Origin of the sequence: Sphingomonas melonis (assembly GCF_013409985.1) — a bacterium.
Classification (GTDB): domain Bacteria; phylum Pseudomonadota; class Alphaproteobacteria; order Sphingomonadales; family Sphingomonadaceae; genus Sphingomonas; species Sphingomonas melonis_A.
The window spans coordinates 172,940-198,586 of record NZ_JACCBY010000007.1; the positions used below are offsets into that span (position 1 = coordinate 172,940).

General features: G+C 68.5%; 21 protein-coding genes. 11 read left to right on the forward strand and 10 right to left on the reverse strand.

What is annotated here, in order from left to right:
- Window positions 1-3: 3 nt before the first annotated feature.
- Window positions 4-816, forward strand: coding sequence for an inositol monophosphatase family protein (locus tag HD841_RS18255; protein ID WP_179510313.1), 813 nt, complete (start codon window positions 4-6; stop codon window positions 814-816).
- A 315-nt stretch (window positions 817-1,131) separates the two neighbouring features.
- Here HD841_RS18255 and HD841_RS18260 read toward each other — a convergent pair whose 3' ends face one another.
- Window positions 1,132-3,309 (reverse strand): AsmA family protein, encoded by a 2,178-nt coding sequence (locus HD841_RS18260; protein ID WP_179510314.1) that lies wholly within the window; start codon window positions 3,307-3,309, stop codon window positions 1,132-1,134.
- 162 nt (window positions 3,310-3,471) lie between these two features.
- On the opposite strand from HD841_RS18260, the gene rpmI reads away from it, so the two are divergent.
- From rpmI to pheT, 5 genes are all read left to right on the forward strand, one after another.
- Window positions 3,472-3,675 carry a 50S ribosomal protein L35 gene (gene rpmI / locus HD841_RS18265; RefSeq protein ID WP_017977259.1) on the forward strand — a complete coding sequence of 68 codons (204 nt, stop codon included), beginning with the start codon at window positions 3,472-3,474 and terminating at the stop codon, window positions 3,673-3,675.
- A gap of 12 nt (window positions 3,676-3,687) precedes the next feature.
- The gene (rplT, locus tag HD841_RS18270; RefSeq protein ID WP_038665948.1) at window positions 3,688-4,053 is read left to right on the forward strand and encodes a 50S ribosomal protein L20; all 366 of its coding nucleotides are present in this window, start codon (window positions 3,688-3,690) and stop codon (window positions 4,051-4,053) included.
- A 395-nt stretch (window positions 4,054-4,448) separates the two neighbouring features.
- The gene (locus tag HD841_RS18275) at window positions 4,449-4,787 is read left to right on the forward strand and encodes a GIY-YIG nuclease family protein (protein ID WP_179510315.1); all 339 of its coding nucleotides are present in this window, start codon (window positions 4,449-4,451) and stop codon (window positions 4,785-4,787) included.
- Window positions 4,784-5,959 carry a phenylalanine--tRNA ligase subunit alpha gene (pheS, locus tag HD841_RS18280; RefSeq protein WP_179510316.1) on the forward strand — a complete coding sequence of 392 codons (1,176 nt, stop codon included), beginning with the start codon at window positions 4,784-4,786 and terminating at the stop codon, window positions 5,957-5,959. The genes HD841_RS18275 and pheS overlap by 4 nt, the downstream gene beginning before the upstream one ends.
- Window positions 5,960-6,067: 108 nt before the next feature.
- Complete coding sequence (gene pheT, locus HD841_RS18285) at window positions 6,068-8,530, forward strand: phenylalanine--tRNA ligase subunit beta (protein WP_179510317.1); 2,463 nt, start codon at window positions 6,068-6,070, stop codon at window positions 8,528-8,530.
- A 279-nt stretch (window positions 8,531-8,809) separates the two neighbouring features.
- Here the strand turns inward: pheT and HD841_RS18290 are convergent, their stop codons facing one another.
- Window positions 8,810-9,520 carry a murein L,D-transpeptidase catalytic domain family protein gene (locus HD841_RS18290; RefSeq protein WP_179510318.1) on the reverse strand — a complete coding sequence of 237 codons (711 nt, stop codon included), beginning with the start codon at window positions 9,518-9,520 and terminating at the stop codon, window positions 8,810-8,812.
- A gap of 208 nt (window positions 9,521-9,728) precedes the next feature.
- On the opposite strand from HD841_RS18290, the gene HD841_RS18295 reads away from it, so the two are divergent.
- The 3 genes from HD841_RS18295 to HD841_RS18305 all read left to right on the forward strand — a co-directional run bounded on the left by HD841_RS18295 (window position 9,729) and on the right by HD841_RS18305 (window position 13,286).
- Window positions 9,729-10,322, forward strand: coding sequence for a L,D-transpeptidase family protein (locus HD841_RS18295; protein WP_179510319.1), 594 nt, complete (start codon window positions 9,729-9,731; stop codon window positions 10,320-10,322).
- A gap of 77 nt (window positions 10,323-10,399) precedes the next feature.
- Complete coding sequence (locus HD841_RS18300) at window positions 10,400-11,275, forward strand: aldose 1-epimerase family protein (protein WP_179510320.1); 876 nt, start codon at window positions 10,400-10,402, stop codon at window positions 11,273-11,275.
- A 484-nt stretch (window positions 11,276-11,759) separates the two neighbouring features.
- On the forward strand, window positions 11,760-13,286 hold the full coding sequence (locus HD841_RS18305) for a peptide chain release factor 3 (protein ID WP_179510321.1): 1,527 nt from the start codon (window positions 11,760-11,762) through the stop codon (window positions 13,284-13,286).
- 302 nt (window positions 13,287-13,588) lie between these two features.
- Here HD841_RS18305 and HD841_RS18310 read toward each other — a convergent pair whose 3' ends face one another.
- The 6 genes from HD841_RS18310 to rpmF all read right to left on the reverse strand — a co-directional run bounded on the left by HD841_RS18310 (window position 13,589) and on the right by rpmF (window position 17,887).
- Entirely contained in the window at window positions 13,589-14,848 is a 1,260-nt protein-coding gene (locus HD841_RS18310; RefSeq protein WP_179510322.1) for a spinster family MFS transporter, read from the reverse strand.
- 40 nt (window positions 14,849-14,888) lie between these two features.
- Window positions 14,889-15,248 carry a MerR family transcriptional regulator gene (locus HD841_RS18315; RefSeq protein WP_179510323.1) on the reverse strand — a complete coding sequence of 120 codons (360 nt, stop codon included), beginning with the start codon at window positions 15,246-15,248 and terminating at the stop codon, window positions 14,889-14,891.
- 5 nt (window positions 15,249-15,253) lie between these two features.
- The gene (locus tag HD841_RS18320; protein ID WP_179510324.1) at window positions 15,254-15,553 is read right to left on the reverse strand and encodes an integration host factor subunit alpha; all 300 of its coding nucleotides are present in this window, start codon (window positions 15,551-15,553) and stop codon (window positions 15,254-15,256) included.
- Window positions 15,554-15,677: 124 nt separating this feature from the next.
- A complete protein-coding gene (locus tag HD841_RS18325; RefSeq protein ID WP_179510325.1) occupies window positions 15,678-16,646 on the reverse strand; it encodes a beta-ketoacyl-ACP synthase III in 969 nt (322 codons plus the stop codon).
- The gene (plsX, locus tag HD841_RS18330) at window positions 16,643-17,674 is read right to left on the reverse strand and encodes a phosphate acyltransferase PlsX (protein WP_179510326.1); all 1,032 of its coding nucleotides are present in this window, start codon (window positions 17,672-17,674) and stop codon (window positions 16,643-16,645) included. The genes HD841_RS18325 and plsX overlap by 4 nt, the downstream gene beginning before the upstream one ends.
- A 33-nt stretch (window positions 17,675-17,707) precedes the next feature.
- Window positions 17,708-17,887 (reverse strand): 50S ribosomal protein L32, encoded by a 180-nt coding sequence (gene rpmF, locus HD841_RS18335; protein WP_037532429.1) that lies wholly within the window; start codon window positions 17,885-17,887, stop codon window positions 17,708-17,710.
- Window positions 17,888-18,228: 341 nt separating this feature from the next.
- On the opposite strand from rpmF, the gene HD841_RS18340 reads away from it, so the two are divergent.
- Window positions 18,229-20,811: a TonB-dependent receptor gene (locus HD841_RS18340; RefSeq protein ID WP_218845644.1), complete on the forward strand. Its 2,583-nt coding sequence runs from the start codon at window positions 18,229-18,231 to the stop codon at window positions 20,809-20,811.
- 400 nt (window positions 20,812-21,211) lie between these two features.
- Window positions 21,212-23,284, forward strand: coding sequence for a hypothetical protein (locus HD841_RS18345; protein ID WP_179510328.1), 2,073 nt, complete (start codon window positions 21,212-21,214; stop codon window positions 23,282-23,284).
- On the opposite strand, the gene HD841_RS18350 is transcribed toward HD841_RS18345, so the two are convergent.
- Window positions 23,259-23,936, reverse strand: a complete 678-nt coding sequence (locus tag HD841_RS18350) for a DUF6445 family protein (protein WP_179510329.1) — start codon at window positions 23,934-23,936, stop codon at window positions 23,259-23,261. The genes HD841_RS18345 and HD841_RS18350 overlap by 26 nt on opposite strands.
- A complete protein-coding gene (locus HD841_RS18355) occupies window positions 23,933-25,438 on the reverse strand; it encodes a tryptophan halogenase family protein (protein ID WP_179510330.1) in 1,506 nt (501 codons plus the stop codon). Before HD841_RS18355 ends, HD841_RS18350 begins: the two co-directional genes overlap by 4 nt.
- Window positions 25,439-25,647 lie beyond the last annotated feature (209 nt).

The window sequence follows — 25,647 nt, forward strand, 5'->3', positions numbered from 1 at the left end:
GCCATGCCGATCACCGCCGCCGACATCCAGCTCGCCAGCCGCCTCGCCGACGCCGCCGGCGCCGCGATCCGCCCCTATTTCCGCGCCGAGCATGGCGTCGAGTTCAAGGACGACCATTCGCCCGTCACCCGCGCCGACCGCGAGGCGGAGGCGGCGATGCGCAAGCTGCTCGACGCCGAGGCGGCGGGCGACGGCGTGATCGGCGAGGAATATGGCGAGAAGCCCGGCGTCACCGGCCGGCAATGGGTGCTCGACCCGATCGACGGTACGCGCAGCTTCACCGTCGGCCGCGCGATCTTCGGCACGCTGATCGCGCTGGTCGAGGACGGCTGGCCGCTGCTCGGCATCATCGATCAGCCGGTGCAGCGCGAACGCTGGCTCGGCGTCGCCGGCCGCCCGACGACGTTCAACGGCCGGCCGACCCGCACGCGGACCTGCGCGCAGCTCGAAGGCGCGGTGCTCGCGACCACCAGCCCGCATCTGTTCGCCGAGGGTGACGTGCCGCATTACATGGCGCTCGTCGCCGCCGCCTCGGGCGGCCATACGCGCCAGGGGCCGGTCTATGGCGGCGACTGCTACAATTACGGCCTGCTGGCGAGCGGACAGCTCGACATCGTCGTCGAATCGGGCCTGCAATTGTACGATTTCGCCGCGCTGGTGCCGGTGGTCGAGGGTGCCGGCGGCCGCATGTGCGACTGGAACGGCGACCCGCTCACCGCGGCGAGCGCCGGTCACGTCCTCGCGATCGGCGACCCCGCGCGCACCGACGACGTGCTCGAGGCGATCCGCGCGACGACGGGGCATGATCTCGGGTAGTGAGGGGGCTTACCCCGCCCCTCTAGAGCCCGCCCCTTAAATGGTTGTCATCCCCGCGCAGGCGGGGATCCAGACGCGCAGGTCCTGCTTGAGCCGGCACGTCGGCGTGTATGGATCCCCGCCTTCGCGGGGATGACTATCTGGAGAGAGTCGCGCGCGCCCTCACGTTCGTCATCCCGGCGAACGCCGGGACCCATGGTCGCGATGTGGCCGGCAGCGGCGCGATACGCTCACCGCCTGCGTCCATGGGTCCCGGCCTTCGCCGGGATGACGAAGGGCAGGGCGGTGACCCCACTCCAGCCTCAACCCGGCCCCTCAGAAAATCCCCAGAAATTTCTTCCGCTGGTGGGACTTCTCGCCGCCGGTCGTCCTGCCGCTCTCGTCCTTCGCCGTCGTGCCATGGCCCACGTCGTCGCGCGCCTGGCCCTTCGTCGTGCGCTGCGCCTTGGCGGTGGCGCCGGCCAGCACCGGCCCGCACGCCGCCGACTTGGCGTCGCCGACATCGACGAACGCCAGCACCCCCGCCACCGGCGTCGCGACCAGCGCCAGCCCCAGCCCGGCGCCTGCGCGCCCCAGCAACTGGTCGCTGATCACGTTGAGCTTGGGCGCGGCGAAATAGCCACCGACGCCGACCGGCGACTGGCCGGAGAACAGGCTGAACTTCTTGCCGTCGGCGCGGAAGGCGAGATCGACCGCCTCGGTCTTGAAGCTGAACCCGCCGCGCCCGACGATGACGTTCTTGGCCGTGTCGATCAGGATCGGGTCTGCCGCCGCGACGCCGTTGCGCACGGTGAAGCCGATCAGTCCGCAATTCACCTCGACCGGCTTTTTCAGCTTATCCTCGAACATCTTCTGCACGAAGGTGCCGAGGTCGAGTTCGGCGAGCTGGACGTTGCGCGTCCACAATTGCCCGTGCGGCATGACGAAGGCGATCCGGCCGTGCGCGGTGCTGAGCGATTCGTGGATCGAATCGCCGCGCCCTTCCAGCTGGATACGGCCCTGGATCGTCCCCGTCGTCCCCGCCTCGGCGACGCCATAGCCGGCGAGCAGCTTGCCCATCGGCGTCGGCGACAGCCTTATGTCGTAGCTGTCGAGCGCCGGCCGTTGGCGCGTGTCGAACACCCAGTCGGAGGCGACGTTGCCGCGCGCCATCGCGAAGGTCAGCGGCGACAGCGCCAGCCGCCCGCGGTCGAGGTCGAGCGTCAGGTCGACATTGCCGATCGGCAGGTTGCGCGAGCGCACGCGGTCGATCGTCCAGGTCAGGTCGGCATCGAAGCGCTGCATCGTCGCGATCGGCAGCTTCGCCTCGGGCAGGATGCGCTGCGGCGCGGCGCCGGTCGCGCGTGCCGCGGCGAGCGCGCCCTTGGTCGCGACGATATCGGGATTGTAGCCGATGAACGGCGCGGCATCGATGATGTCGAGCGTCTTGGTCGCGAGCTGCGAATCGAGGTGAAGCCGCTCGCCGTTGACGATCGTCAGCTTGCCGGTGAGATCGCTCGCGCCGACGATGCCGCTCATCCGGGTGAAATGATACGTCTGCCCCTGCTGCACCAGTTGCGCCTTGAGCCGGTAGGTGCGGGTATGGGGAATGGCGACGCCGATGATCCCGAGCAGCTCGGACAGGTCGCGGCCGCGCGCCCGCGTCTGCAACGGAACGCCCTCGATCCCTGCGATCGACGGCAGTGTGCCGGAGACGTCGAGCACATTGTTCGCGGCCCAAGCGCGCATCACCAGCTCGTTCTTGCCGCGATTGACCGTCGCATCGGGCGCCAGCAGCCGCGCCGCCACGCGGAACGGCGTGCCGCGGATCGTGCCGTCGCCGGCGACGCCGACCGCCTTGCCGATCCGCGCATCTGTCGAGCGGATGTCGTCGACGGAGAGATCGGCGAGCAGCCGCATCCGCGGATCGCGATAGCGCACCGTCGTGCCGCGCACGCTCGCCGTGTCGATCCGCGGGAAGTCGAGCGGCTTGCCGCCCTTCTTGTCGCTGAACGTCCAGGTGTTGGCGGTGTGCGCCGCATTCCACTCCAGGTCGACCGCACCGTTGACGAGGTCGAGCCAGTAGAGCCGCCGCTTGCCCCACAGCAGCGACAGCGGCGCGATCCGCGTGTCGATCCGCTCCGCCTGGAACAGATAGGGCCTGGTCGCCCAGGACGGGTTGGCGATCGTCATCTTCTCGGCGACGAACTTGATCCGCAGCGGCGCGAAATAGAGCTGGAAGTCGCCGGCCACGGTTACCGGCCGGTGCGTCTGGCCGCCGACGAATCGCTCGAACGGATGGCGCAGGAAGCGCCCCTTGGTGATGTAGAGGACCAGCCAGATCGCGACGATCAGTGCCAGCAGGCCGAGCAGCGCGTTGCGGACGATCCGCCCGATTCGCCGTCGTCGCTGTGCGGGCGCCGCAGCGGGTGCCGACGCAGGCGCGGACGGGGGCACGGCAGGCGGGGACGGCGGCGCGGCAGCCGGTTCCGGGGCGGGGGGCGGCGTATCCATCACGACCTGAATCGCGCCAGCACTCGTTCCGGTTCCGCATCGGTTGCGTTTCCTTGCCGGGTCCGCTAGGGGGCCCGCTTCCCGAGCGAGGCGCTACAGGACTGCCCGGCCATCAAGGGCTGCCGCGGCGGTTCATGCCATGCTCATAGTGAAAGGACCAAAATGCCCAAGCTCAAGACCAAAAGTGGCGTCAAGAAGCGCTTCAAGCTGACCGCCAGCGGCCTGCTGAAGCACGGCGTCGCCGGCAAGCGCCACCGCCTGATCAGCCACAACAGCAAGTACATTCGCCAGAACCGCGGCACCAAGGTGCTGTCGAAGGCCGACACCGCGACGGTGAAGGCCTGGGCGCCGTACGGCCTCAAGTAAGGACATCAGGACATGGCACGCGTCAAACGTGGTGTAACCACCCGCGCCAAGCACAAGAGGATTCTTGAGCAGGCGAAGGGCTATTACGGCCGCCGCAAGAACACCATCCGTATCGCCCGTCAGGCCGTCGAAAAGGCCGGGCAATACGCCTATCGCGACCGCAAGGTTAAGAAGCGGACCTTCCGCGGTCTGTGGATCCAGCGCATCAACGCCGGCGTCCGCGCCGAGGGTCTGACCTATTCGCAGTTCATGCACGGCCTCAAGCTCGCCGGCGTCCAGCTCGACCGCAAGGTCCTCGCTGACATCGCGATGCACGAGAGCGCGGCATTCAGTGCGATCATCGCCCAGGCGAAGGCAGCGCTGCCCCAGGCCGCGTAAGCGACCGGCACGGCTGATCGATCGAGGCGCCGGTGGGACACCACCGGCGCCTTTTTCGTGTTTGGGCCATTTGCCGCGCCACAATTCACGTCGCCGCTATGACGAAGAAAGGGGGGCTTCCTCGAGGCCAGCCGTGCACCAATTGCATGCGCCCCGTCGCGCCCCTTCGTCATCCCGGCGAAGGCCGGGACCCATGGACACGGGCGGCGGACGGCAGCGCGCACCACCGGCACACCGCAACCATGGGTTCCGGCTTTCGCCGGAATGACGAAGGGGCGGGAGCGGCGTCGACCCGACCAACGGCCAAACCGTCACCGTCCGCCCGTACGGTTCCCGCCGCGACCGTTCGGCCGGCCCTCGCCGGCGCAACCAACGGCGCGACCGAGGGAGCCATCATGCGCGACGTCTTCCAGCCCTGCGTCTACATCCTCGCCAGCCGTCGCCACGGTACGCTCTACGTCGGCGTCACCTCGAACCTGCTCGTCCGCATCGTCCAGCACCGCGAGGGGTTGATCCCGGGCTTCACCAAGGCATACGGCGTACGGATGCTCGTCTGGTACGAGATGCACGACACGATGGAGGCCGCCATCGTCCGTGAGAAGCGGTTGAAGGACTGGCGGCGCGCGTGGAAGATCGCCCTGATCGAAGCGCAGAATGAAGATTGGGCCGACCTCGGCGTCGGATTGGGGCTGCCCCGCCTGGCGTCGGCAGCTGTGAAAGAGAGCGATACGTGACCGAAGACCTCGATACCCTGCGCGACCATCTGCTGACCGCGATCCCCGCCGCGCCGAGCCTCGACGCGCTCGAAGCCTTGCGCGTCGAGGCGCTCGGCAAGCAGGGCAGCGTCTCGCAACTGCTCAAGACGCTGGGCAAGATGAGCCCCGAGCAGCGCCAGTCGGAGGGGCCGCGGATCAACGGCCTGCGCGAGGCCGTCGCCGAGGCGATCGCCACCCGCAAGGCAAGCCTCGACCGCGCCGCGCTCGACGCGCGGCTCGCCGGCGAGACGCTCGACATGACCTTGCCCGCCGATGCCCCGCTCGCCGGCACGGTCCACCCGGTCAGCCAGGTGATGGACGAACTTGCCGAAATCTTCGCCGACCTCGGCTTCGCGGTCGCCACCGGCCCGGAGATCGAGGACGACTGGCACAATTTCACCGCGCTCAACATTCCCGAGACGCATCCGGCGCGCGCGATGCACGATACCTTCTATTTCGAGCCGCAGGCGAGAACGGCTCGCGACGGGCAAAGCCCGTCGTCGAACGGCGAGCTTGGCTCGCCGTCGGCCGTGCTCGCGACTGACGTCGCTGCGCGGATGCTGCTGCGCACGCATACCAGCCCGGTGCAGATCCGCACGATGCTGAACCAGCAGCCGCCGATCCGCATCATCGCGCCCGGCCGCACCTATCGCTCGGACAGCGACGCGACGCACACGCCGATGTTCCATCAGGTCGAGGGGCTGGTGATCGACAAGGGGATCACGCTCGGCCATCTCAAATGGACGCTGGAGACCTTCCTCAAGGCGTTCTTCGAGCGTGACGATATCGTCCTGCGCCTGCGCCCAAGCTATTTCCCCTTCACCGAACCCTCGGCGGAGGTCGACGTCGGCTATACGATCGAAAAGGGCAAGCGCGTCATCGGCGGGTTCCCAGAGGGCAAGGACTCCGGCTGGATGGAGGTGCTCGGCTCCGGCATGGTCCACCCCAAGGTGATCGCCGCGTGCGGGCTCGATCCCGAGGAATGGCAGGGCTTCGCCTTCGGCTGCGGCATCGACCGGCTGGCGATGCTCAAATACGGCATGGACGATCTGCGGCCGTTCTTCGACGGCGATATCCGCTGGCTGAAACATTACGGTTTCTCGGCGCTGGACGTGCCAACGCTGTCGGGCGGCGTCGGCGCGGGCGCGTGATCCTGTCGGCGATCGGATGAGCATGATGGCGGATGCAGGCGGGCGTCACGAACCGCCGGCATCCATGGGTCCCGGCGTTCGCCGGGATGACGAAGGTCTGGAATCGATATGAAATTCACTTTGTCCTGGCTCCGCGAGCATCTCGACACCGAGGCTACGCTCGACGCGATCGTCGACGCGCTGACCCGCATCGGGCTGGAGGTGGAGGGCGTCCACAATCCCGGCGATGCGCTGAAGGCGTTCCGCGTCGCCAAGGTGCTCAGCGCCGAACGCCACCCGCAGGCGGACAAGTTGCAGGTGCTGTCGGTCGATGCCGGCGACGGCCCGTTGCAGGTCGTCTGCGGCGCGCCCAATGCGCGCGCCGGGCTGGTCGGCGTGTTCGGCGCGCCGGGCGCCTATGTCCCCGGCCTCGACGTGACGCTCAAGGTCGCGGCGATCCGCGGCGTCGAATCGAACGGCATGATGTGCTCGACGCGCGAGCTCGAACTCGGCGAGGATCATGACGGGATCATCGAATTGCCCGCCGACGCGCCGGTCGGCACGCCCTTCCCGGACTATGCCGGGCTCAACGATGCGGTGATCGACATCAGCGTCACCCCCAATCGCCAGGATTGCATGGGCGTGCGCGGCATCGCGCGCGATCTCGCCGCGGCGGGGCTGGGGACGTTGAAGCCGCTGAGCGTCCCGTCTTCCCCCGTTCGCCCAGAGTCTGTCGAAGGGCAGGCGGTGCGCGCAGGGGCTTCGGCAGGCTCAGCCCGAACGGATGGGGTGAGCCCGGTGGCGGGCGAGGGCGAAGCGCCCGACGTCCGCATCGACGATCGCGACGGCTGCCCCGCCTTCTACGCGCAGAATGTCAGCGGCGTGGCCAATGGCGAATCGCCCGACTGGTTGCGCCGCCGCCTCACCGCGATCGGGCAGAAGCCGATCAGCGCTTTGGTCGATATCACCAATTACGTCTCGATCGACCTTGGCCGCCCGCTCCACGTCTATGATCGCGCCAAGCTGTCCGGCGGCCTCGTCGCGCGCAAGGCGCAGGACGGCGAACAGGTCGTCGCGCTCAACGGCAAGACCTATACGCTCGACGCGAGCATGACCGTCATCGCCGACGCCGCAGACGTCCACGACATCGCCGGCATCATGGGCGGCGAGCATTCGGGCGTCACCGCCACGACGACCGGCGTGCTGATCGAATGCGCCTATTTCGACCCCGACCATATCGCGCGCACCGGCCAGAAGCTGCTGCTGACCAGCGACGCGCGCCAGCGGTTCGAGCGTGGCGTCGATCCTGCGTTCCTCGACGACGGCCTCGCCATCGCGACGCGGCTGGTGCTCGACCTGTGCGGCGGCACGCCCTCGCCCGTCACCCGCGCCGGCGAACCGCCGCTGACCCCGCGCGTCCTTGCCTATGACCCCGCCAAGGCGGAGACGCTGGGTGGCCTCGCCGTGCCCGCCGACCGCCAGCGCGCGATCCTCGCATCGCTCGGCTTCACCGTCGCCGATGACTGGCAGGTCACCGTCCCGAGCTGGCGCCGCGATATCGACGGCGCCGCCGACCTCGTCGAGGAAGTGATCCGCATCGAGGGGATCGACAAGGTCGCGCCGGTGCCGCTGCCGCGTGCCCCCGGCGTCGCCAAGCCGACCGCGACACCCGAACAGAAGCTCGAACGCCGCGTTCGCCGCGCCGCCGCCGCGCGTGGCCTCGACGAGGCGGTGACGTGGAGCTTCCTGTCGGAGGCGCAGGCGGCGCCGTTCGGTGGCGGCGCGTGGACGCTCGCCAATCCGATCAGCGAGGATCTCAAGGTGATGCGGCCGTCGCTGCTCCCCGGCCTGCTGTCGGCGACCGAGCGCAACCTCAAGCGCGGCATCACCGCGGTCCGCCTGTTCGAGATCGGCCGCCGCTATCTCGCCGACGCCGAACATGCGACGCTCGGCCTCGTCCTCGCCGGCAACCGCCGCGAGCGCGGCTGGCGCGAGGGCAAGGCGGCGGGCTTCGACGCCTATGACGCCAAGGCGGAGGCGCTCGCGCTGCTCGCCGCGGCGGGCGCGCCGGTCGACAATCTCCAGGTGATGGGCGAGGCGGGTGACGCCTGGCATCCGGGGCAGAGCGGCACGCTGCGGCTTGGGCCGAAGACGGTGCTGGCGCGCTTCGGCATGCTGCATCCCAGCCTGCTCAAGGCGTTCGACCTCGACGGTGCGGTTGCGGCGGTGGAGCTGTATCTCGACGCGCTGCCGGCCAAGCGCGAGTCGAAGACCGGGGGGGGCTTCATGCGCCCGCCCTTCGCGCCGCCGGCGCTGCAATCGGTCCGCCGCGACTTCGCCTTCCTCGTCCCCAACGCGGTGAGCGCCGATGCGCTGGTCCGCGCGGTGCGCAGCGCCGACAAGGCGGCGATCGTCGGTGCGCGCGTGTTCGACGTGTTCACCGGCGCAGGCGTGGAAGAGGGCAGGAAGTCGGTCGCGGTCGAGGTGACACTGCAACCGACCGACAAGAGCTTCACCGACGAGGCGCTGAAGGCGGTGGCCGACAAGGTGGTCGCGGCAGCGGCGAAGCAGGGCGCGGTGCTGCGGGGGTGACCCGGTTCCTCCCTCGCGCGGCGGGTGGTGCAAAGTTGGATTGCCCCGGCAATCCGACCCGACCCGCCCCGGCGGGGGAGGGAATACGGGATATCTTCTACTCCCCCGTCACCCCGGACTTGTTCCGGGGTCCACCCTGCGGCGGGGAGAAAGGCTGGAGGCGCGAGCACGCGCCCGCGGACAAGTGGACCCCGGAACAAGTCCGGGGTGACGGGTGCTGTGCGGTGCCGTCCTGAACCCCTAGCCTAGCCTAGCCTGGCTCAGCCCCGGCCCGCCACCTCACACCTTGGTGGAGAAGATCATCCGGCCCGGCCCGAGCTGCTCGAACACCTGCGACAGGTCGCTCTCGCCGACCGCGAAACAGCCCTGGCTGCGGCCGAGCATGCCGTGCGTGCGCAGCATGTCGCGGTTGGCGTACCAGGCGGAATGAACCACGATCGCGCGCGCCAGCGCATTGTCGTTGGTCGGGTCGAGCCCCATCAGCCGCTGCGAGCGGCCATGCTTGCCGACGTAATAATCGGCGGTGACGAACGCGCCCTCCGACGAGGCGTTGGAATTCGGCTCGTTCGAGAAGCGCTTGAGGAAGCCGGTATGCGCCGGATCCGAGCCGCTGCCGTGCGCGACGAGGAACGACTGGCTGCGCCCCGAAGCGAGGTCGACGAGGTGGAACCGCGCCTCGGACGAGGGCGCCGACATGTCGGCGATCGCGATCCGGTCGCGCTGCGGGATGCGGCGGCCGTGCTGGTTGAGCGCGGCGAGCGCGCGCCGCATCAGGTCGGGACGCACGACGCGCGACGAGGTGATCGGGCGGGCGGCGACCATCGGCCGCGGCGCGGGGAGCGGCGGCTCGGTCATCGGCCGCAGATCGCGCTGCGTCAGGCGCCGCGGCGTCGCCGATAGCGTACCCGGCATCGCCAGCGTCGCCGCCAGCACGAGTCCGTTCTTCAGCAGAGCCCGTCGGTCGCGTGCGCTATCATGCTCAATCTGCATCGAAATTTCAAAAGCCCCGGTTGAATCCCGCTTATGGTCATATAGCAGCTTCGGACTTAATTTTCGCCCACCGCCCGCCCCGATTGGCGTTCTGGTTGCACGGTTGACCGCGCAAGCCGTCCCATTGGTCCCGAATCCGGTGCGGCACGATCCGCGGAGTCGCGCGTTGGGACAGGCAGAAAGGGGGAGGTGAAAGGACGACGACGATATGAAGCACTGGCTTACCCTGGCGGGCGCCGCCATCCTCGCCATCGCGCCGGCACCGGTCTATGCCGCGGTGGCCGCCGATGCCCTCGCGCCCGAGGTGACGACCCTCACCCCCAATGCCTTTCTGTGGAATGACGATGCGACGCTCGCGCCGGTCAGCATCGTCATCTCGATCCCCGATCAGAAGGCCTATGTCTATCGCGGCGAGATCCTGATCGGCGCCTCCACCGTGTCGACGGGCAAGGACGGCAAGGACACGCCGCTCGGCACCTTCCCGATCCTGCAGAAGTCGGAGGTGCACAAGAGCAACCTCTACGACAGCGCGCCGATGCCGTTCATGCAGCGGCTGACCTGGGATGGGGTGGCGATCCACGCCGGCCGGAACCCGGGCTTTCCCGCCTCGCACGGCTGCATCCGCGTGCCGACCGCCTTCGCCAAGAAGCTGTTCGGCGTGACCAGCAAGGGAACGCCGGTGATGGTCACCGACGCCTCGGCGGTGGAGGGCTGGGTGCCGCCGACCGCGGCGGATGCGGCGGCGATGCCGGCCGCGACCACCGATGCCGATGCCGTGGCGCTGGAGACCGCGGTGCGATGAGTCCGGCGCCGGCAAACCCGCTACGGCCATGCCCTGCGCGGTTGCGATCGGACCGCGGCTGACGCAAAAGGCGGCGCATGACCGACCTCGTCACCATCCGCTCGATCGCGCTGACCGCGGCGATCAACCCGCTCGGCGCCGAACTGACGCATCTGCGCGATGCCGGCGGGCGCGAGCTGATGACCGACGCCGATCCGGCCTTCTGGACCGGTCACGCGCCGATCCTCTTCCCGGTCGTCGGCATGCCGTTCGAGGAGACGATCCGCGTCGATGGCACCGCCTATCCGATGAAGAAGCACGGCTTCGCACGGCATGCGCTGTTCGAGACGGTCGACGTCGCCGAGGATCGCGTCACCTTCGCGCTGACCGACAGCGCCGAGACGCGCGCCGCTTACCCCTTCGCCTTCCGGCTCGAACTGACCTACCGGCTCGAAGGCGCGACCTTGTGGATCGAGGCGCGGATCGTCAATCCCGCCGACGCGCCGCTGCCGGCGAGCTTCGGCTTCCACCCCGCCTTCGCCTGGCCGCTGCCCTATGGCGAGGACCGCGCCGCGCACCGCATCCTGTTCGATGCCGACGAACCCGATGAGCTCCGCACTATCGCCGCCGACGGCACGATCGCCGAAGCGCGCCGGCCGTCGCCGCTCGACGGTCGCACGCTGGTGCTGCGCGACGATCTGTTCACCGACGATGCGCTGGTGTGGGACCATATCCGCTCGCAGGCGGTGACCTATGGCGCGGCGAGCGGCCCGCAATTGCGCATCGCCTTCCCCGACACGCCGATGCTCGGCATCTGGACCAAGCCGGGTGCCGCCTATGTCTGCATCGAACCGTGGCACGGCATCGCCGATCCCGAAGGCTATACGGGTGAGTATCGCGACAAGCCCGGCGTGTTCGAAGTGCCGGCCGGCGGGGAAAAGCGGATCGGGATGAGCGTGACGCTGAAGGGCTAGGCGGGATCGCCATTCAGCCCAGGTCCTCTCCCGCCAGGGGAGGGCTCTCGCCTATGGCTGCAATGATGAGGTTCGATCGGCGTCCTCCTCTTGTCCGTCACCCCGGACTCGTTCCGGGGTCCACCGGGCCACAGGAGAACGGTGACCCATCAAGCCTTTCTCCTCGCCGCAGGGTGGACCCCGGAGCAAGTCCGGGGGTGACGGGAAAGGATTTGCGGGCGAAGGACTCAAGCGAACGTCCACATGCGATAGCCCTGCTCGGGCGGGGAGAGGAATTTGGGGCCCTGCCCAGATGACCTGCCTCCCAAACCCCTCTGTCCTCCGCGCCCCACATCTGGCAAAGCGCCGCGATGACACGCGCCTCCCGCGTCCGGCCGCAGCTCAGCGCGCCGATCCGGGCGGGGCGTTTCCGACCCCGACGTATCGTCACCTTCGACAACTTCCGCGGCTCGTGCCCGAGTCGCCCGCCAGCCGGATACTGCCAGTGACCTCCCCCCGCCGCACCTTCGCGATCATCTCCCACCCCGACGCGGGCAAGACCACGCTCACCGAAAAGCTGCTCTATTTCGGCGGCGCGATCCATCTCGCCGGCGAGGTCAAGGCGCGCGGAGCAAACCGGCGCGCGCGCTCGGACTGGATGAAGATCGAGCAGCAGCGCGGCATCTCGGTCACCTCGTCGGTGATGACCTTCGAGCGCGACGGCATCACCTTCAACCTGCTCGACACGCCGGGCCACGAGGATTTCAGCGAGGATACCTATCGCACGCTGACCGCGGTCGATTCGGCGGTGATGGTGATCGATGCCGCCAAGGGCATCGAGCCGCAGACGCGCAAATTGTTCGAGGTCTGCCGCCTGCGCTCGGTGCCGATCATCACCTTCGTCAACAAGGTCGACCGCGAGGGCCGGCCGATCTTCGAGCTGCTCGACGAAATCGCCGACATGCTCGCGCTGGACGTCGCGCCGATGAGCTGGCCGGTCGGCATGGGCGGCGAGTTCGAAGGCGTGCTCGACCTCGTCACCAACACGATCAGCCGTCCCGAGGGCGACAGCCGCGCCTTCCTCGGCAAGACCGAGGCGGCCCCGGCGCTGTCCGAGCGCTGGGCGGAGGAGATCGAGCTGGCGCAGGCCGGCTATCCCGAATTCGACGCCGAAGCCTATCGCAACGGCGACCTGACGCCGGTCTATTTCGGCTCCGCGCTCAAGGACTTCGGCGTTGCCGAGCTGATCGGTGCGCTTGCCGAGCACGCCCCGCCGCCGCGTGCGCAGCCGGCCGAGCCCGCGCCCGTCTCGCCCGACAATGACGAGGTCACCGGCTTCGTCTTCAAGGTGCAGGCGAACATGGACCCCAACCATCGCGACCGCATCGCCTTCATGCGGCTGTGCTCGGGGACGTTCAAGCGCGGCATGAAGCTCACCCCGACGGGGCACGGCAAGCCGATCGCGGTCCATTCGCCGATCCTGTTCTTCGCGCAGAACCGCGAACTCGCCGACGAGGCCTTCCCCGGCGACATCATCGGCATCCCCAACCACGGCACGCTGCGCGTCGGCGACACGCTGTCGGAACGCGCCGCGGTGCGCTTCACCGGGCTGCCCAATTTCGCGCCCGAAATCCTGCGCCGCGTCCAGCTCAAGGACCCGACCAAGACCAAGCAGTTGCGCAAGGCGCTCGACGACATGGCCGAGGAGGGGGTGACGCAGGTCTTCTATCCGGAGATCGGCTCGAACTGGATCATCGGCGTGGTCGGCCAGCTCCAGCTCGAAGTGCTGCTCAGCCGGCTCGATGCGGAATATAAAGTCGCGGCGGGCCTCGAGCCGGCACCGTTCGAGACCGCGCGTTGGGTATCCTCGGAAAATCCGGCCGACCTCAAGGACTTCATGGATCTCAATCGCTCGGCGATGGCCAAGGACCGCGATGGCAACCCGGTGTTCCTCGCCAAGAGCGCGTGGGAGGTCAATTACATCGCCGACCGCTACAGCAAGGTGCGCTTCGCCGCGACGCGCGAGCGCTAGGGCGGGTTGAATTGCTCCCTGGCGGGCAGGCCGATTGCATATGGCTGGGGTGGTGAGGTTCGATCGGTTTCCTCACCATAACCGTCACCCCGGACTGGTTCCGGGGTCCACCCAGCCGCAAGGAAATGGCGTCAAATTAATCGCTTACGCCTGCCGCAGGGTGGACCCGGAACGAGTCCGGGGTGATGGGGTGGGGTTGGAAGGCGGCCGGCTCAAACACACGTTGATATGCGAGAACCCTGCCCCGGCGGGGCGGTGATTTGACTAAACGCCCCCGCTTAGGCGCGCTGGTGCGCTCGCCGTCAGCCGATCCAGTCGCGGCGGAGCGGCCGCACCGCGAACAGCATCAGCAGCGCCGCGACCGGATAGAACCCCAGCGCGGCGAGCGCGGCATGGCGCAGCGCGTCGGCACCGAAGGCGGCGGTCATCGCGTCGGAAAGCCGGCCCATGACCAACGATCCCAGGCCGAGGCCGATGAGATTGTTGATGAACAGGAAGCAGGCCGCGGCCGTGGCCCGCATCGGCGGCGGCACCAGATGCTGAACCGCCGTCGTCACCGGCGCCAGCCACAGGATGTTGAGCCCGTGCGGAATCAGGAACAGCAGCCAGGCGACGGTGGGCGAGGGGCTGCCCAGCGCGGCGGCGAACAGCGGCGCGGTGATCAGCCAGGCGATCGCCGGCAGCCGCGCATAGATGCCGCGGTCGACCCGGCCGAGCCGGTCGGCGAGCCAGCCGCCCGCGAACACGCCGATCGACCCGCCGATCAGCAGCAGCGCGCCGAGATACTGCGACGCGGTCAGCAGCGTGAAGCCGAACGAGCGGATCAGCACCGACGGCATCCAGAAGGCAAGGCCGTAGCCCGCCAGCGAACTGCACGAGGCGGCGAACGCCATCAGCCAGAAGCTCGCCTTGCCGGCTAGCAGGCGGAAGACCGCCAGCGGCGATTCGTGGCCCGGCCCGATCGTCGCGACCGGATCGAGCTTGCCCCGCGCCGGTTCGGTGACCAGCCAGCGGAAGATCGGCGCGAGGATCAGCCCGGCAATGCCCACCGCGACGAACGCATGCCGCCAGTCGACCGTGCTCGCCAGCGCGCCGCCCAGCACCGCCCCCGCGGCCATGCCGATCGGGATGCCCAGCGAATAGACCGCCAGCGCTCGCCCCCGCTGGCGTGGCGGGAAGGTATCGGCGATCATCGCATAGGAGGGCGCGACCCCGCCCGCCTCGCCGACTCCGACGCCGACCCGGCACGCGAACAGCTGCCAGAATCCGGTCACGCACCCGCACAATGCGGTGAACAGGCTCCACACGGCCAGGCTGATCGTGATGACCCAGCTGCGGCTGGTCCGATCGGCGACCATCGCCAGCGGAATCGCCAGCGTCGAATAGAGCAGCGCGAAGGCGATGCCGCCGAGCGCCCCCAATTGCGTATCGGTAAGCTGCAACTCCGCCTTGATCGGCGCGGCGAGCATGCCGAGGATCTGCCGGTCGAGGAAATTGAAGGTATAGACGAGCAACAGCATCGCCAGCACGAGCAAGCGGGTGCGGCGTCTGGTCGCAGGCATCGTTGTTCGTCCTTCCGGATTCGCTGTCGGTGGCGGCCCTTCAGCCAGGGCCATCGTCCTGCGTCAGCGCCCGGGTCAGCCCGTCGCGGATCGTCCGCAAGGCGGTCAGCAGCATGGGTCCCCCGTCGGCCCGTGCGCCGTCCGCTGCGGCAGGATGGGTCAGCAGTTGCTGGACACCACGGACCGTATAGCCCTGCGTGTTGAGCAACGCATCGATGCGCCGCACCAGGGCGACGTCTTCAGGTCGGTAATAGCGACGGTTTCCGGCACGCGTGACAGGGCGCAACTGCGGGAAACGGGTTTCCCAATAGCGCAGGATGTGTTGCGGGAGGCCTGTCGCCTCCGACACTTCCCCGATCGTCCTGAACGCTCCGCTCGCCTTGGGCGTGCCGGAGACCATGCGGGTCAGCTGGCGGTGACGATGCGCTCGCGCATCATCTGGCTGGCGCGGAACGTCAGCACCCGCCGCGGTGCGATCGGCACCTCGACCCCCGTCTTGGGATTGCGGCCGATCCGCTCGCCCTTGTCACGCAGGACGAAGGTGCCGAAGCCCGAAATCTTGACGTTCTCGCCCCGCGCGAGTGCGTCACACATTTCGGACAGAATCTGTTCCACGATCTTCGCCGACTCGGTCCGCGACAGACCGATCTGACGGTGCAAGGCTTCGGAAAGGTCCGCCCTCGTCAGTGTTCCAACAGTCGTCATCAACACGCTCGCCCCACTCCATCTGCTAGGATGCCCGCGTATAATGTTACACGATAGCAGACGTGTCCGAAAGTGACTTTCTTGTCAGGTTCCGGGGAAGGCCCGAAAAACGGACGAATGGCTGTCAGAACCGCAGGACGGCGGCGCCCCAGGTGAAGCCGCCGCCCATCGCCTCGAGGACGACGATCTCGCCCTGGTGGATGCGGCCGTCGCGCACGGCGACGTCGAGCGCGAGCGGCACCGAGGCCGCCGAGGTATTGGCATGGCGATCGACGGTGACGACGATCTTGTCGGGCGACAGGCCGAGCTTGCGGCTAGTCGCATCGAGGATGCGGGCATTGGCCTGATGCGGCACGACCCAGTCGACATCGGCCGAGGTCAGGCCGGCGATGACCAGCGTCTCTTCCAGCACCGCGGCGAGATTGACGACGGCGTGGCGGAATACCTCGCGCCCCTTCATCCGGAGCTTGCCGACGGTGCCGGTGGTCGACGGCCCGCCATCGACGTAGAGCAGGTCGTTGTGGCGCCCGTCGGCGTGCAGCTTGGTCGCGAGGATGCCGCGGCCGCTGGCCGAGTCGCTCTCCTGTCCTTCGAGCACGATCGCGCCGGCGCCGTCGCCGAACAGCACCGCGGTGGTGCGGTCCTCCCAGTCGAGGATGCGGCTGAACGTCTCGGCGCCGATCACGAGTGCGCGGCGGTGCACGCCGGTGCGCAGCATCGAATCGGCGACCTGCACCGCGTAGAGGAAGCCCGAGCAGACCGCGGCGACGTCGAACGCGACGCAATCGTTGATGCCGAGCATCGCCTGCACCTTGGTGGCGGTCGCCGGAAAGGTCTGGTCCGGGGTCGCGGTGGCGAGCACGATCAGGTCGATGTCGGCCGCCTCGACGCCGGCCGAGTAGAGCGCGGCGCGGCACGCCTCGGCGGCGAGCGTCGCGGTCGTCTCGAGCGGGCCGGCGATGTGCCGGAAGCGGATGCCGGTTCGTTCGACGATCCAGGCGTCGCTGGTGTCGAGCTGCTGTTCCAGTTCGGCGTTGGACACGCGCCGCTCGGGCAGCGCCGATCCGGTGCCGAGGACGACCGAACGGATCATGCGGCTTTCTTCTCGAAATTGCCGAGATCGTCGGCGATGCGGCGGGTCAGGTCGGCGCGCACCATCTTGGCGGCATTGCCGATCGCGGTGGCGACGCCGCGCTCGTTGGCGCTGCCGTGGCTCTTCACGACGATGCCGTTGAGGCCGAGGAAGACCGCGCCATTGTGGTTGTTGGGATCGAGGTGGTCGCGCAGCAGCTCGGTGGCCGGGCGCGAGATCAGGAAGCCGACCTTCGACCGCACCGATGAACTGAACGCCCGCTTGAGCAGGTCGGCGACGAAGCGCGCGGTGCCCTCGGCGGTCTTGAGCGCGATATTGCCGGCGAAGCCGTCGCAGACGATCACGTCGTGATTGCCGCGGGCGAGCTGGTTGCCCTCGACGAAGCCGGTGAAGGTCAGCGGCAGATGGGTCTGCCCCTTGAGCACCGCGGCGGCGTCGCGGATCTCGTCGGTGCCCTTCTGGTCCTCGCTGCCGATGTTGAGCAGCGCGACGCGGGGGGAATCAAGATCCATGATCGTGCGCGCATAGGCGGCGCCCATCACCGCGAACTGGACAAGGTTGCGTGCGTCCACCTCGGTATTCGCACCGAGATCGAGCATGACGACGTCATTGTCGCCCAGCGTCGGCAGCGGCGCGGCGAGCGCCGGCCGGTCGATGCCGGGCAAGGTGCGCAGCGCGAGCTTCGCCATCGCCATCAGCGCGCCGGTGTTGCCCGAAGAGACGGCGGCGCCGGCGCGGCCCTGCTTCACCAGGTCGATGGCGATGCCCATCGACGTCGTCTTGGCGCGCCGGATCGCCTGGCTCGGCTTGTCGCTCGAACCGACGGTCTCGGGGGCGTGGACGATTTCGCTATGCTGGCTGAGGTTGGGATGGCTCTTCAGCTCTTCCGCAACCTTGGCCTCGTCGCCCACCAGGAAGAAGCGCATGCCGTCATGGCGCCGGCGGGCGGCAGCCACGCCGGCGAGCATGACCGCCAGCCCTTCATCGCCGCCCATCGCATCGACGGCGATCCAGGAAGTGTCGGGCATGTTCAGCGCTTATCCGGATGGGAGGGGAGGGGCTCAGCCCTCGACCGAGACGATCTCGCGGCCGTTATAGTGGCCACAAGCGGTGCACAGGTTGTGCGGACGCTTGAGCTCACCACAGTTCGGGCACTCCTGGAACGATTCGATGCTGAGCGAATCGTGGCTGCGGCGCATGCCGCGCTTGGAGGGAGAGGTCTTTCGCTTGGGGACGGCCATTTCGGCACCTTGTTCTAGGAATCGGCTTACGGAAAACCGATGAGCCCGACGGAGCGCCCGCGCAACCGGCGAGACGCCGGTCGCTGGACGCCACCGACAACCGGACGCATCGCGAAGCGGGGGCCTATAGCGATTTTCCGCGAAGGTGCAAGCTTCGGCGCACGCGCTGCCCGGATAATGCCGCGCGATCGGCGGTGTCAGGCGCTGTGTCCCCGCCACAACAGCCGGCGCCATTTCGGTCCGATCCGGCATGCCGACGTTGCCGCGGAGGGGGCGAAAGGTCTAGCGAAAACGTCCAGCCGCCGAAGAGCGGCCATGCCACATCGAGGGGAGATGAGATGATGCGCACAGATCCTATCGGTATCCGCGCCCTGCTGCTCGCGGGTGCTGCGATACTGCCCGTCGCCGCCACGGCGCAGACCGTGCCGGGCGATCAGCCCACCACGCAGGCGAGCACGCCCGACGCCGCCGCCCCGGTCGCCGACGGCAACGACGATCAGCAGGACATCGTCGTCACCGGGCAGACGACCCGCGACCGTCCGCTGATCACCGCCTCCGCCGACATCACCTATGCGACGCGCGACGCGATCGACCGCCGCGCGCCGCGCTCGACCGCGGACATGCTCGAACTGGTCCCTGGCATCTTCGTCGAGGCGACCGCGGGCGAATCGTCGAACAATTATTCGGTCCGCGGGCTCCAGGGCGGCGGCCAGCGCTTCGTCCAGCTCGAGGAGGACGGCATGCCGATCCTCTATGGCGGCGGCGGTGCCGACTTCTTCTTCCAGCAGGATCTGACGATCGACCGGCTCGAGGCGGTGAAGGGCGGGTCGTCGGGCGTGCTGACCGTCAACGGCGCCGGCGCGACGATCAACTTCATCTCCAAGCGTCCGAACTTCAACGCATTCGAGGGCGCCGTCCGCCTCACCGGCTACAATTACGGGCTCAAGCGCGGCGACTTCTATTATTCGGCACCGCTCGCCGAGAATCTGGCGTTCAACGTCGGCGGCTATGTCCAGAGCAGCCCCGGCACGCGGCGCAACCCGTTCGACTATGCCGGCTATCGCATCAAGGGCGCGCTCGAATACCGGCTGCCCGGCGGCGGATCGATTCGCCTGTCGGGCCGCCGCGGCGATATCGAGACGGCGTTCTACGCCTCCGCGCCCTATCGCTTCGACAACGGCAAGCCGGCGAGCATCCCCGGCTTCGATATCCAGAAGGATAATATCGGCGGCGACGCCTTCACCTCGATCAACGTGCCGGTATCGACCTTCGCCCATCCCAGCGGTTACCGGCCGTTCCGCTATCGCGACGGCATCCGCTCGCTCTACAATCAGGCGCGGCTCGACGTCGACGTGCCGGTATCCGACACGATCAGCCTCTTCGCCCGCTCGCGCTACATCGACTACAAGTACGACTTCAACGGGCTCTTCCCGGGCTCGGGAACGGGCAATGCCGGGCTCGCGACGGCCGCCGCCTATCTGACCGAGGGCGGGGGATCGCCGATCGACTCCATCCTCACCGCCGGCCGCGCCGCCTATCCCGCCGCCGCCCGCTTCGGCATCCGCAACCTGCGCACCGGCGTGGTGCTCGGCGCGGATCAGACCGCCGCGCTCAACGGCCTCAACGGCAACGGCTTCCTCCAGCGGACGACGCTCAACCACGATGCCGTCCACGGCAAGGATTTCGGCACCAACATCGGCGGCCGGTGGGAGATCGAGACCGGCGCGATCAAGAACTCGCTGACCGTCGGCGGCATGTACTATAACGTCAAGCGCAGCCAGGATCAGTCGGCGACCGCCAGCGTCGTCAACGACGTCAAGAACAACAGCGACATCTATGACATCGTCGCGCTGAACGGCGCCAATGGCGTGATCGGCACGCTGACCGACAACGGTCTCGTCTCCTATGGCGACTGGGGCAACGGCATCCGCGAGCGCAAGGACGAGACCGTCTCGCTCTATGCCAATGACGAGATCGCGCTCGGCGACCATCTGCGTATCGACGGCGGCATCCGCTGGGAGCGCGACACCGCGACCGCCTTCGACGGATTGTCCGCAGCGACCAACCAGCCGGTGCCTGCGAGCCAGGGCGGCGTGATCCGTGACGTCGGGCCGACCTTCAACGGCCAATATGCCCCCAACAACGTCGCCCGCACCGGCACGGACGGCAAGCTCAGCCAGTCGAAGATCGCCTGGACGCTCGGCGCCAACTATCTCTTCACGCCGAACTTCTCGATCTACGCGCGCTATGCCGACGGCTTCCAGACCAACACCATCGATCCGATCACGACGATCAAGCTCTACGAAGCCGGGCTGCGCTATCAACACGGCCGCCTGTTCACCGGATCGGTGACCGTGTTCCGCACCGACTTCAACAACCAGAGCTACAATTTCGCCAATCCGCTGATGCCGACGGAGCAGGTGAATATCAACGCCGACCTGCGCACCAAGGGGGTCGAAGTCGACGTCCTTGTGCGGCCGGTCCATTGGTTCTCGGTCGATTTCCAGGGCGTGTTCCAGGACCCCAAGCTGCTCAACCTGCAATTCGATGGTACGACCGACCCGGGTTACGCCGGCAATCGCCCGGAACGCACGCCGGCCTCGCTGTGGACGGTCACGCCGTCGATCCAGCTGCCCAACGGGCTCGGCGAGATCTTCGGCCGCTACAAATATATCGGCAAGATCTTCGCCGATGCCGGCAACGGCGTGGCACTGCCGAGCTATGGCGTGACCAGCGCCGGCGTCACGCTCAACGTCACCGACAAGCTGCAGGTGGCGGTGAACGCGGAAAATATCTTCAACGTCGTCGGTCTGACCGAAGGCAATCCGCGCCAGGGCCAGACGCAGGCGATCACCGATGGGTACTTCTATGCCCGCGGCATCGTCGGTCCGACCTATGGCGGCTCGGTGACGTTCCGGTTCTAGGCGGGATCGACATGCAAGCTTGGGGGGAATTCCTCCCCTGGCGGGAGGGCTATCACATATGGCTGCGGTGATGGGGTTCGATCGGTCTCCTTCTCTTCTCCGTCACCCCGGACGTGTTCCGGGGTCCACCGTGCCGCAAGGGAACGGTGTCGGATCAAGCCGTTCTGAGGGCGGAGGTACTGGGATGAATGTCGATCCGGTTTAGGATGACCCGACACGGGGTCGATCGCCGTCGGCCCGACCGGACCGGCCTGTGTTCCCGCGCAGCGGGACCGCAGGAGTATAGGGCACCAGCCGACGGTGCCGGGCTTCGGCTGGCGTCCCGCCGGCGCGGGAGCAGCACAGCGGCAAAGGCCATGAGCGATTCGGATGGCGGCAGCAGCGACCAAGGAGTGGTGAGATGAAGACCCTGATACTGGCGCTGCTGGCCGGCGCGGCGATTGGCGGGACGGCGATCGTCGGGGCGATGGGGGCGGATGCGCAGCAGCGTCCCGCGCCCGAACTCGCCTATCAGCTCACCGAAGGGCAGAATCTCAACGCCTTCCTCCGCGATGGTCCGGTCGCCGCGCACCTGTTGCTGCGCAACGGCAGCGACCCGCGCATCCTCGTCGCCTTTCCGGCGGGCAACAGCGGCGTCGGTCTCTGGTTCGAACCGCTCGCCCGCCCCGCGACATGGCGGCTCGATCAGCCTCCTCGCGCCGCCTCCGCGACCGGCACCGCCGGAGCGCAACCGGCGATCGTCGCCATCGCCAGCATCGACGCGCCGCACCTGCGGATCAAACAGGCGGTGCTGTCGAGCGTCCGCTTCCTGCGCGACTATCAGTCGATCGGCCGCTTCCCCGAAGAGCTGGCGGTCGATCCCGTCGTGACCGGCGATACGATCACCTGGCGGCGCGCGCGGCTCGACGGCGCGCCCGGCTATCTCTTGCAGGTGCGCGTGCTGGCCGGCCGCATCGCCCATGGCGCGATCACTGCCGCAGCCGGCCGGCCGATCCGGATCGAGATCACCGCATCGAGCGGCGAGCCGCCGCTGACCGGACTCGCGCCTTCCGAGCTGCTCAACGCCAAGGCGGCTGCCGATCCCGGCGCGCGCAACGCGCTGCGCTTCCTCAGCTATCGCGAGAAGTTCCTCGCCGGCTCGTGGCGCTTCCAGACCTATTTCGGCCGCGACACCTTGATGTCGCTGCGCCTGTTGATGCCGGTGCTGCAACCCCGCGCGATCGAGGCCGGGCTGGGTTCGGTGCTGGCGCGGCTCGATGCGCGCGGCGACGTCGCGCATGAGGAGGGGATTGGCGAATTCGCGGTGGTCGATCGCCGCCGGCATGGCGGCAGCGGCGATGCCGCGGTGCTCGATTATGCGATGATCGACGACGATTATATGCTCGCCCCGGTTGCGGCGCATTACCTGCTCGACGGCGGCGACCGCGCGGCGGCGCAGCGGTTCCTCGCCACGCGACTCACCGACGAAGGCATGCCCGGCAAAATCGAGCCAGCCGGCGCCGCGCTCGTCCGCAACCTCCGCTTCGTCGTCGCGCACGCGCGGCCGTTCGCCGAGTCGCCCGCGGTCGCCCGGCTGATCGGCCTGAAGGAGGGCCGCATGACGGGCCAGTGGCGCGACAGCGAAGAGGGGCTGGGGCGCGGCCGTTATCCCTATGACGTCAACGCGGTGTTCGTGCCCGCTGCGCTCGATGCGGCGGCACGGCTGCTCGCCGCCGGGCTGCTCGACCCGTATCTCGGCGACGGCGATCGCGCCGCGCTCGCATCGGCGGCTGCGACGGCGCGGATCTGGCGCGAACGCGTGCCGCAGCTGTTCCGTGTCGAGGTCGCTGCCGGCGACGCCGCGACGCGGGTGACGGGCTATGCGCGGGGGCTGGGCATCCCGGCCGCGCCGGCGCTTGCCGCGCTCGCGGGCAAGCCGCTCGTCTTCCACGCCATCGCGCTCGATGCCGGCGGCCGGCCGGTGCCGATCGTCCATTCCGACGAAGGCTTCGCGTTGCTGTTCGCCGATCCGTCGCCTGCCGATCTCGACACCTACGTCCGGACGGTGATGCAGCCGTTCCCCGCCGGGCTGATGACCGATATCGGCCTGCTCGTCGCCAATGCCGCGCAGGCCGATGCGGCGACTCAGGCGCGCTTCACCCCCGCCGCTTATCATGGCGCGGTGGTCTGGTCGTGGCAGCAGGCGCTGTTCGCGGCCGGGCTCGAACGCCAATTGGCGCGCGCCGACCTGCCGCCGGCGACGCGGGCGCTGCTGACCGAGGCGCAGGCCCGCGTGTGGCGCGCGATCGAGGCGACGCGGGCGACGCGAAGCTCGGAATTATGGTCCTGGGCGTTTGCGGACGGCCGTTATGCCGTCGTCCCCTTCGGCGCGGGCAAGCAGGACGTCGACGAATCGAACGCGGCGCAACTGTGGAGCACCGTCTATCTCGCGGTCCAGCCGCCGCGCGTCAGCCCGGCGCCAGGAAGGCGGTGATCGTCAACCGGCCGCGCGCGGGATCGGCGCTGAGCCGTGCACCGGCGGCGATCGCGCCGCTGTGGAGCAGCGCGCTGCGATAGAGGACGGCGCGATTGTAGCGGGCCTCGACCCGCGCGGTCTGTTCGAACAGCGGCGTCGATCCGGCGATATAGGCGGGCGCCGGCAGGCCGCCATGGCGCAGTTCGGCCTCGAGCTGGTCGAAGTAGATCGGCGCGCGCTGCCGGTCGAGCCGTTCGAACCCGGTGGCGCGATGCCGGTAGAAGGCGGTGCCGTCCCGGCTCTCGGGATCGAGGTAATGGACCAGCGCGATGCGTCCGGGATCGACGGCGTCGACATGGGGCAGGCGCTGCGGCACCGTCAGCGCCTCGGGCGGCGTGGTGACCAGCGCATAGCTTGCATCGAGCAGCGACACGGCGCCGGCCTGGTCGAACACGCCGGCGAGCGCCTGGGTCAGCGGCGGCCGCACCGCGGCGAAATAGTCGGCGGGCAGGGCGGCGCGCAGGCCGGGGTAGTGATGGCGCCCCGGCTCGAACACGGCCTCGGCGGCATGAGCGCGCAGGGCGTCGGGATCGGGATGGAAGCCGTCGATGATCGCGATCGGCTGCGCCTCGGCGCCGATGCGGCGGGCGCTGATGTCCGGCGGGGTCATCCGGCGGTGCCGAGCAGTTGCGCCAGCGCGGCATCGTGCAACGGCAGCGTCGGCGCGGCGCGGGCGATCACGTCGGCGATCTCCTGCACCTGCGCCCGATTGCCCGCGCTATCGATCGCATCGGCGAGGGGATTGTACCCTGTCGCCCTAATCCCCTGGCCATTAAGCACCGCCAGCCAGCTCGCTTCGCGAAACAGCTCTTCGGGCTCGAGAATCAGCCGTCCGGACCGCCGATATTGCGCGATCCGCTCACGCAGGCTGTCCGGGATCGGCATGGTCCGGCAATATCGCCACAGCGGGTCATCGCGCCCGGTCGTGGCGTGGTAATGCAGGATCAGGAAGTCCTTGATGCCGTCCATGTCGCGCGCGAACGTCGTGTTGAACCGCGCCGCCAGCGCCGGATCGCAATCGCGATCGGGGAACAGCGTCAGCAATTTGGCGATGCCGCTCTGGATCAAATGGATGCTGGTCGATTCGAGCGGTTCGAGGAAGCCGGAGGACAGGCCGATCGCGACGACATTGTCGCGCCACGGCCGGCGGCGCATCCCCGCCTTGAAGCGCAGCAGCCGCGGCTCGGCCAATGGCTCGCCGTCGAGCGTGTCGAGCAGCGTCGCGGTCGCGGCATCGTCGCTGCAATGCGCGCTGGCATAGACATAGCCGTTGCCGGTGCGATGCTGCAGCGGGATCCGCCACTGCCAGCCCGCGGCGCGCGCAACCGATCGCGTATAGGGGGTGGTGACCGCGGCGCGTGCGCACGGGACAGCCACCGCGCGGTCGCAGGGCAGCCAGTGCGACCAATCCTCGAACGGCTCGCCGACGACATCGTCGATCAGCAGCGCGCGAAAGCCCGAACAGTCGATAAAAAGGTCGCCGCCGAGCCGCTCGCCGCGCTGTGTCGTCAATGCCGCGACCGCGCCGCTGTCCGGCCGCCGCTCGACCGATGCCAGCCGCCCTTCGACCCGGACGACGCCCCGTGCCTCGCTGAGCCGGCGCAGATAGGCAGCATAGAGGCCGGCGTCGAAATGATAGGCATAGCCCAGGCTCGACAGGATCGATCGCGACTCGCCGCTCGGCTTGGCGAAGCGGTTCTCGCTGGCGAGCCGTGCCGCCAACGACAGCGCGTCGAGCGGCAGGGCGTGTCCTTCCGCCGCCGCCTTGAGCCAGCGGTGATGAAAGGCGACGCCGGGCAGCGCCGCCCCGTAATGGCCGAAGGGATGGAAATAGCGGTGATCCGGTCTCGCCCAGCCGACGAATTCGATGCCGAGCTTGAAGGTCGCTTTCGTCGCCCACAGGAAGTCCGCCTCGTCGAGTCCGATCAAGGCGTTGAACCAGTGGATCGTCGGAATTGTCGCCTCGCCGACGCCGACCGTGCCGATCTCGTCTGATTCGAGCAGCATGATGGCCACGCTATTGCCGAAACTGTGCGACAGCGCGGCGGCGGTCATCCAGCCGGCGGTGCCGCCACCCAAGATCACTACCTGCCGAACCCGGTTCGTCTCCATAGCTTATCCTATCGTCTGCCCACGGTTCGCGCCACCATTGCGGCGCCGAGCCAGGGTCGCGGCCGGAGAGGGCCGCCAGGCCGGTTGTAAGCCCCATGGCAAACCGGTTCCGCAAAAAATGTCGTAAAACTGCAATTTGGTGTTGACGGTGTTGGGTGGCCCGCCTAGATGGGTGTCACCGCAGCGGTGGCCGACTGGTCGCTGAGGCA

What these genes read in the sequence shown, in the direction of transcription:
- HD841_RS18295 (WP_179510319.1), top strand. Translation starts at nt 9,729, where the DNA reads ATGAAGCACTGGCTTACCCTGGCGGGCGCCGCCATCCTCGCCATCGCG.
- HD841_RS18275 (WP_179510315.1), top strand. Translation starts at nt 4,449, where the DNA reads ATGCGCGACGTCTTCCAGCCCTGCGTCTACATCCTCGCCAGCCGTCGC.
- HD841_RS18310 (WP_179510322.1), bottom strand. Translation starts at nt 14,848, where the DNA reads ATGCCTGCGACCAGACGCCGCACCCGCTTGCTCGTGCTGGCGATGCTG.
- HD841_RS18315 (WP_179510323.1), bottom strand. Translation starts at nt 15,248, where the DNA reads ATGGTCTCCGGCACGCCCAAGGCGAGCGGAGCGTTCAGGACGATCGGG.
- HD841_RS18255 (WP_179510313.1), top strand. Translation starts at nt 4, where the DNA reads ATGCCGATCACCGCCGCCGACATCCAGCTCGCCAGCCGCCTCGCCGAC.
- plsX (WP_179510326.1), bottom strand. Translation starts at nt 17,674, where the DNA reads ATGCCCGACACTTCCTGGATCGCCGTCGATGCGATGGGCGGCGATGAA.
- HD841_RS18350 (WP_179510329.1), bottom strand. Translation starts at nt 23,936, where the DNA reads ATGACCCCGCCGGACATCAGCGCCCGCCGCATCGGCGCCGAGGCGCAG.
- rpmI (WP_017977259.1), top strand. Translation starts at nt 3,472, where the DNA reads ATGCCCAAGCTCAAGACCAAAAGTGGCGTCAAGAAGCGCTTCAAGCTG.
- HD841_RS18325 (WP_179510325.1), bottom strand. Translation starts at nt 16,646, where the DNA reads ATGATCCGTTCGGTCGTCCTCGGCACCGGATCGGCGCTGCCCGAGCGG.
- HD841_RS18340 (WP_218845644.1), top strand. Translation starts at nt 18,229, where the DNA reads ATGCGCACAGATCCTATCGGTATCCGCGCCCTGCTGCTCGCGGGTGCT.
- rplT (WP_038665948.1), top strand. Translation starts at nt 3,688, where the DNA reads ATGGCACGCGTCAAACGTGGTGTAACCACCCGCGCCAAGCACAAGAGG.
- HD841_RS18260 (WP_179510314.1), bottom strand. Translation starts at nt 3,309, where the DNA reads ATGGATACGCCGCCCCCCGCCCCGGAACCGGCTGCCGCGCCGCCGTCC.
- pheT (WP_179510317.1), top strand. Translation starts at nt 6,068, where the DNA reads ATGAAATTCACTTTGTCCTGGCTCCGCGAGCATCTCGACACCGAGGCT.
- HD841_RS18300 (WP_179510320.1), top strand. Translation starts at nt 10,400, where the DNA reads ATGACCGACCTCGTCACCATCCGCTCGATCGCGCTGACCGCGGCGATC.
- rpmF (WP_037532429.1), bottom strand. Translation starts at nt 17,887, where the DNA reads ATGGCCGTCCCCAAGCGAAAGACCTCTCCCTCCAAGCGCGGCATGCGC.
- HD841_RS18345 (WP_179510328.1), top strand. Translation starts at nt 21,212, where the DNA reads ATGAAGACCCTGATACTGGCGCTGCTGGCCGGCGCGGCGATTGGCGGG.
- HD841_RS18355 (WP_179510330.1), bottom strand. Translation starts at nt 25,438, where the DNA reads ATGGAGACGAACCGGGTTCGGCAGGTAGTGATCTTGGGTGGCGGCACC.
- HD841_RS18320 (WP_179510324.1), bottom strand. Translation starts at nt 15,553, where the DNA reads ATGACGACTGTTGGAACACTGACGAGGGCGGACCTTTCCGAAGCCTTG.
- HD841_RS18290 (WP_179510318.1), bottom strand. Translation starts at nt 9,520, where the DNA reads ATGCAGATTGAGCATGATAGCGCACGCGACCGACGGGCTCTGCTGAAG.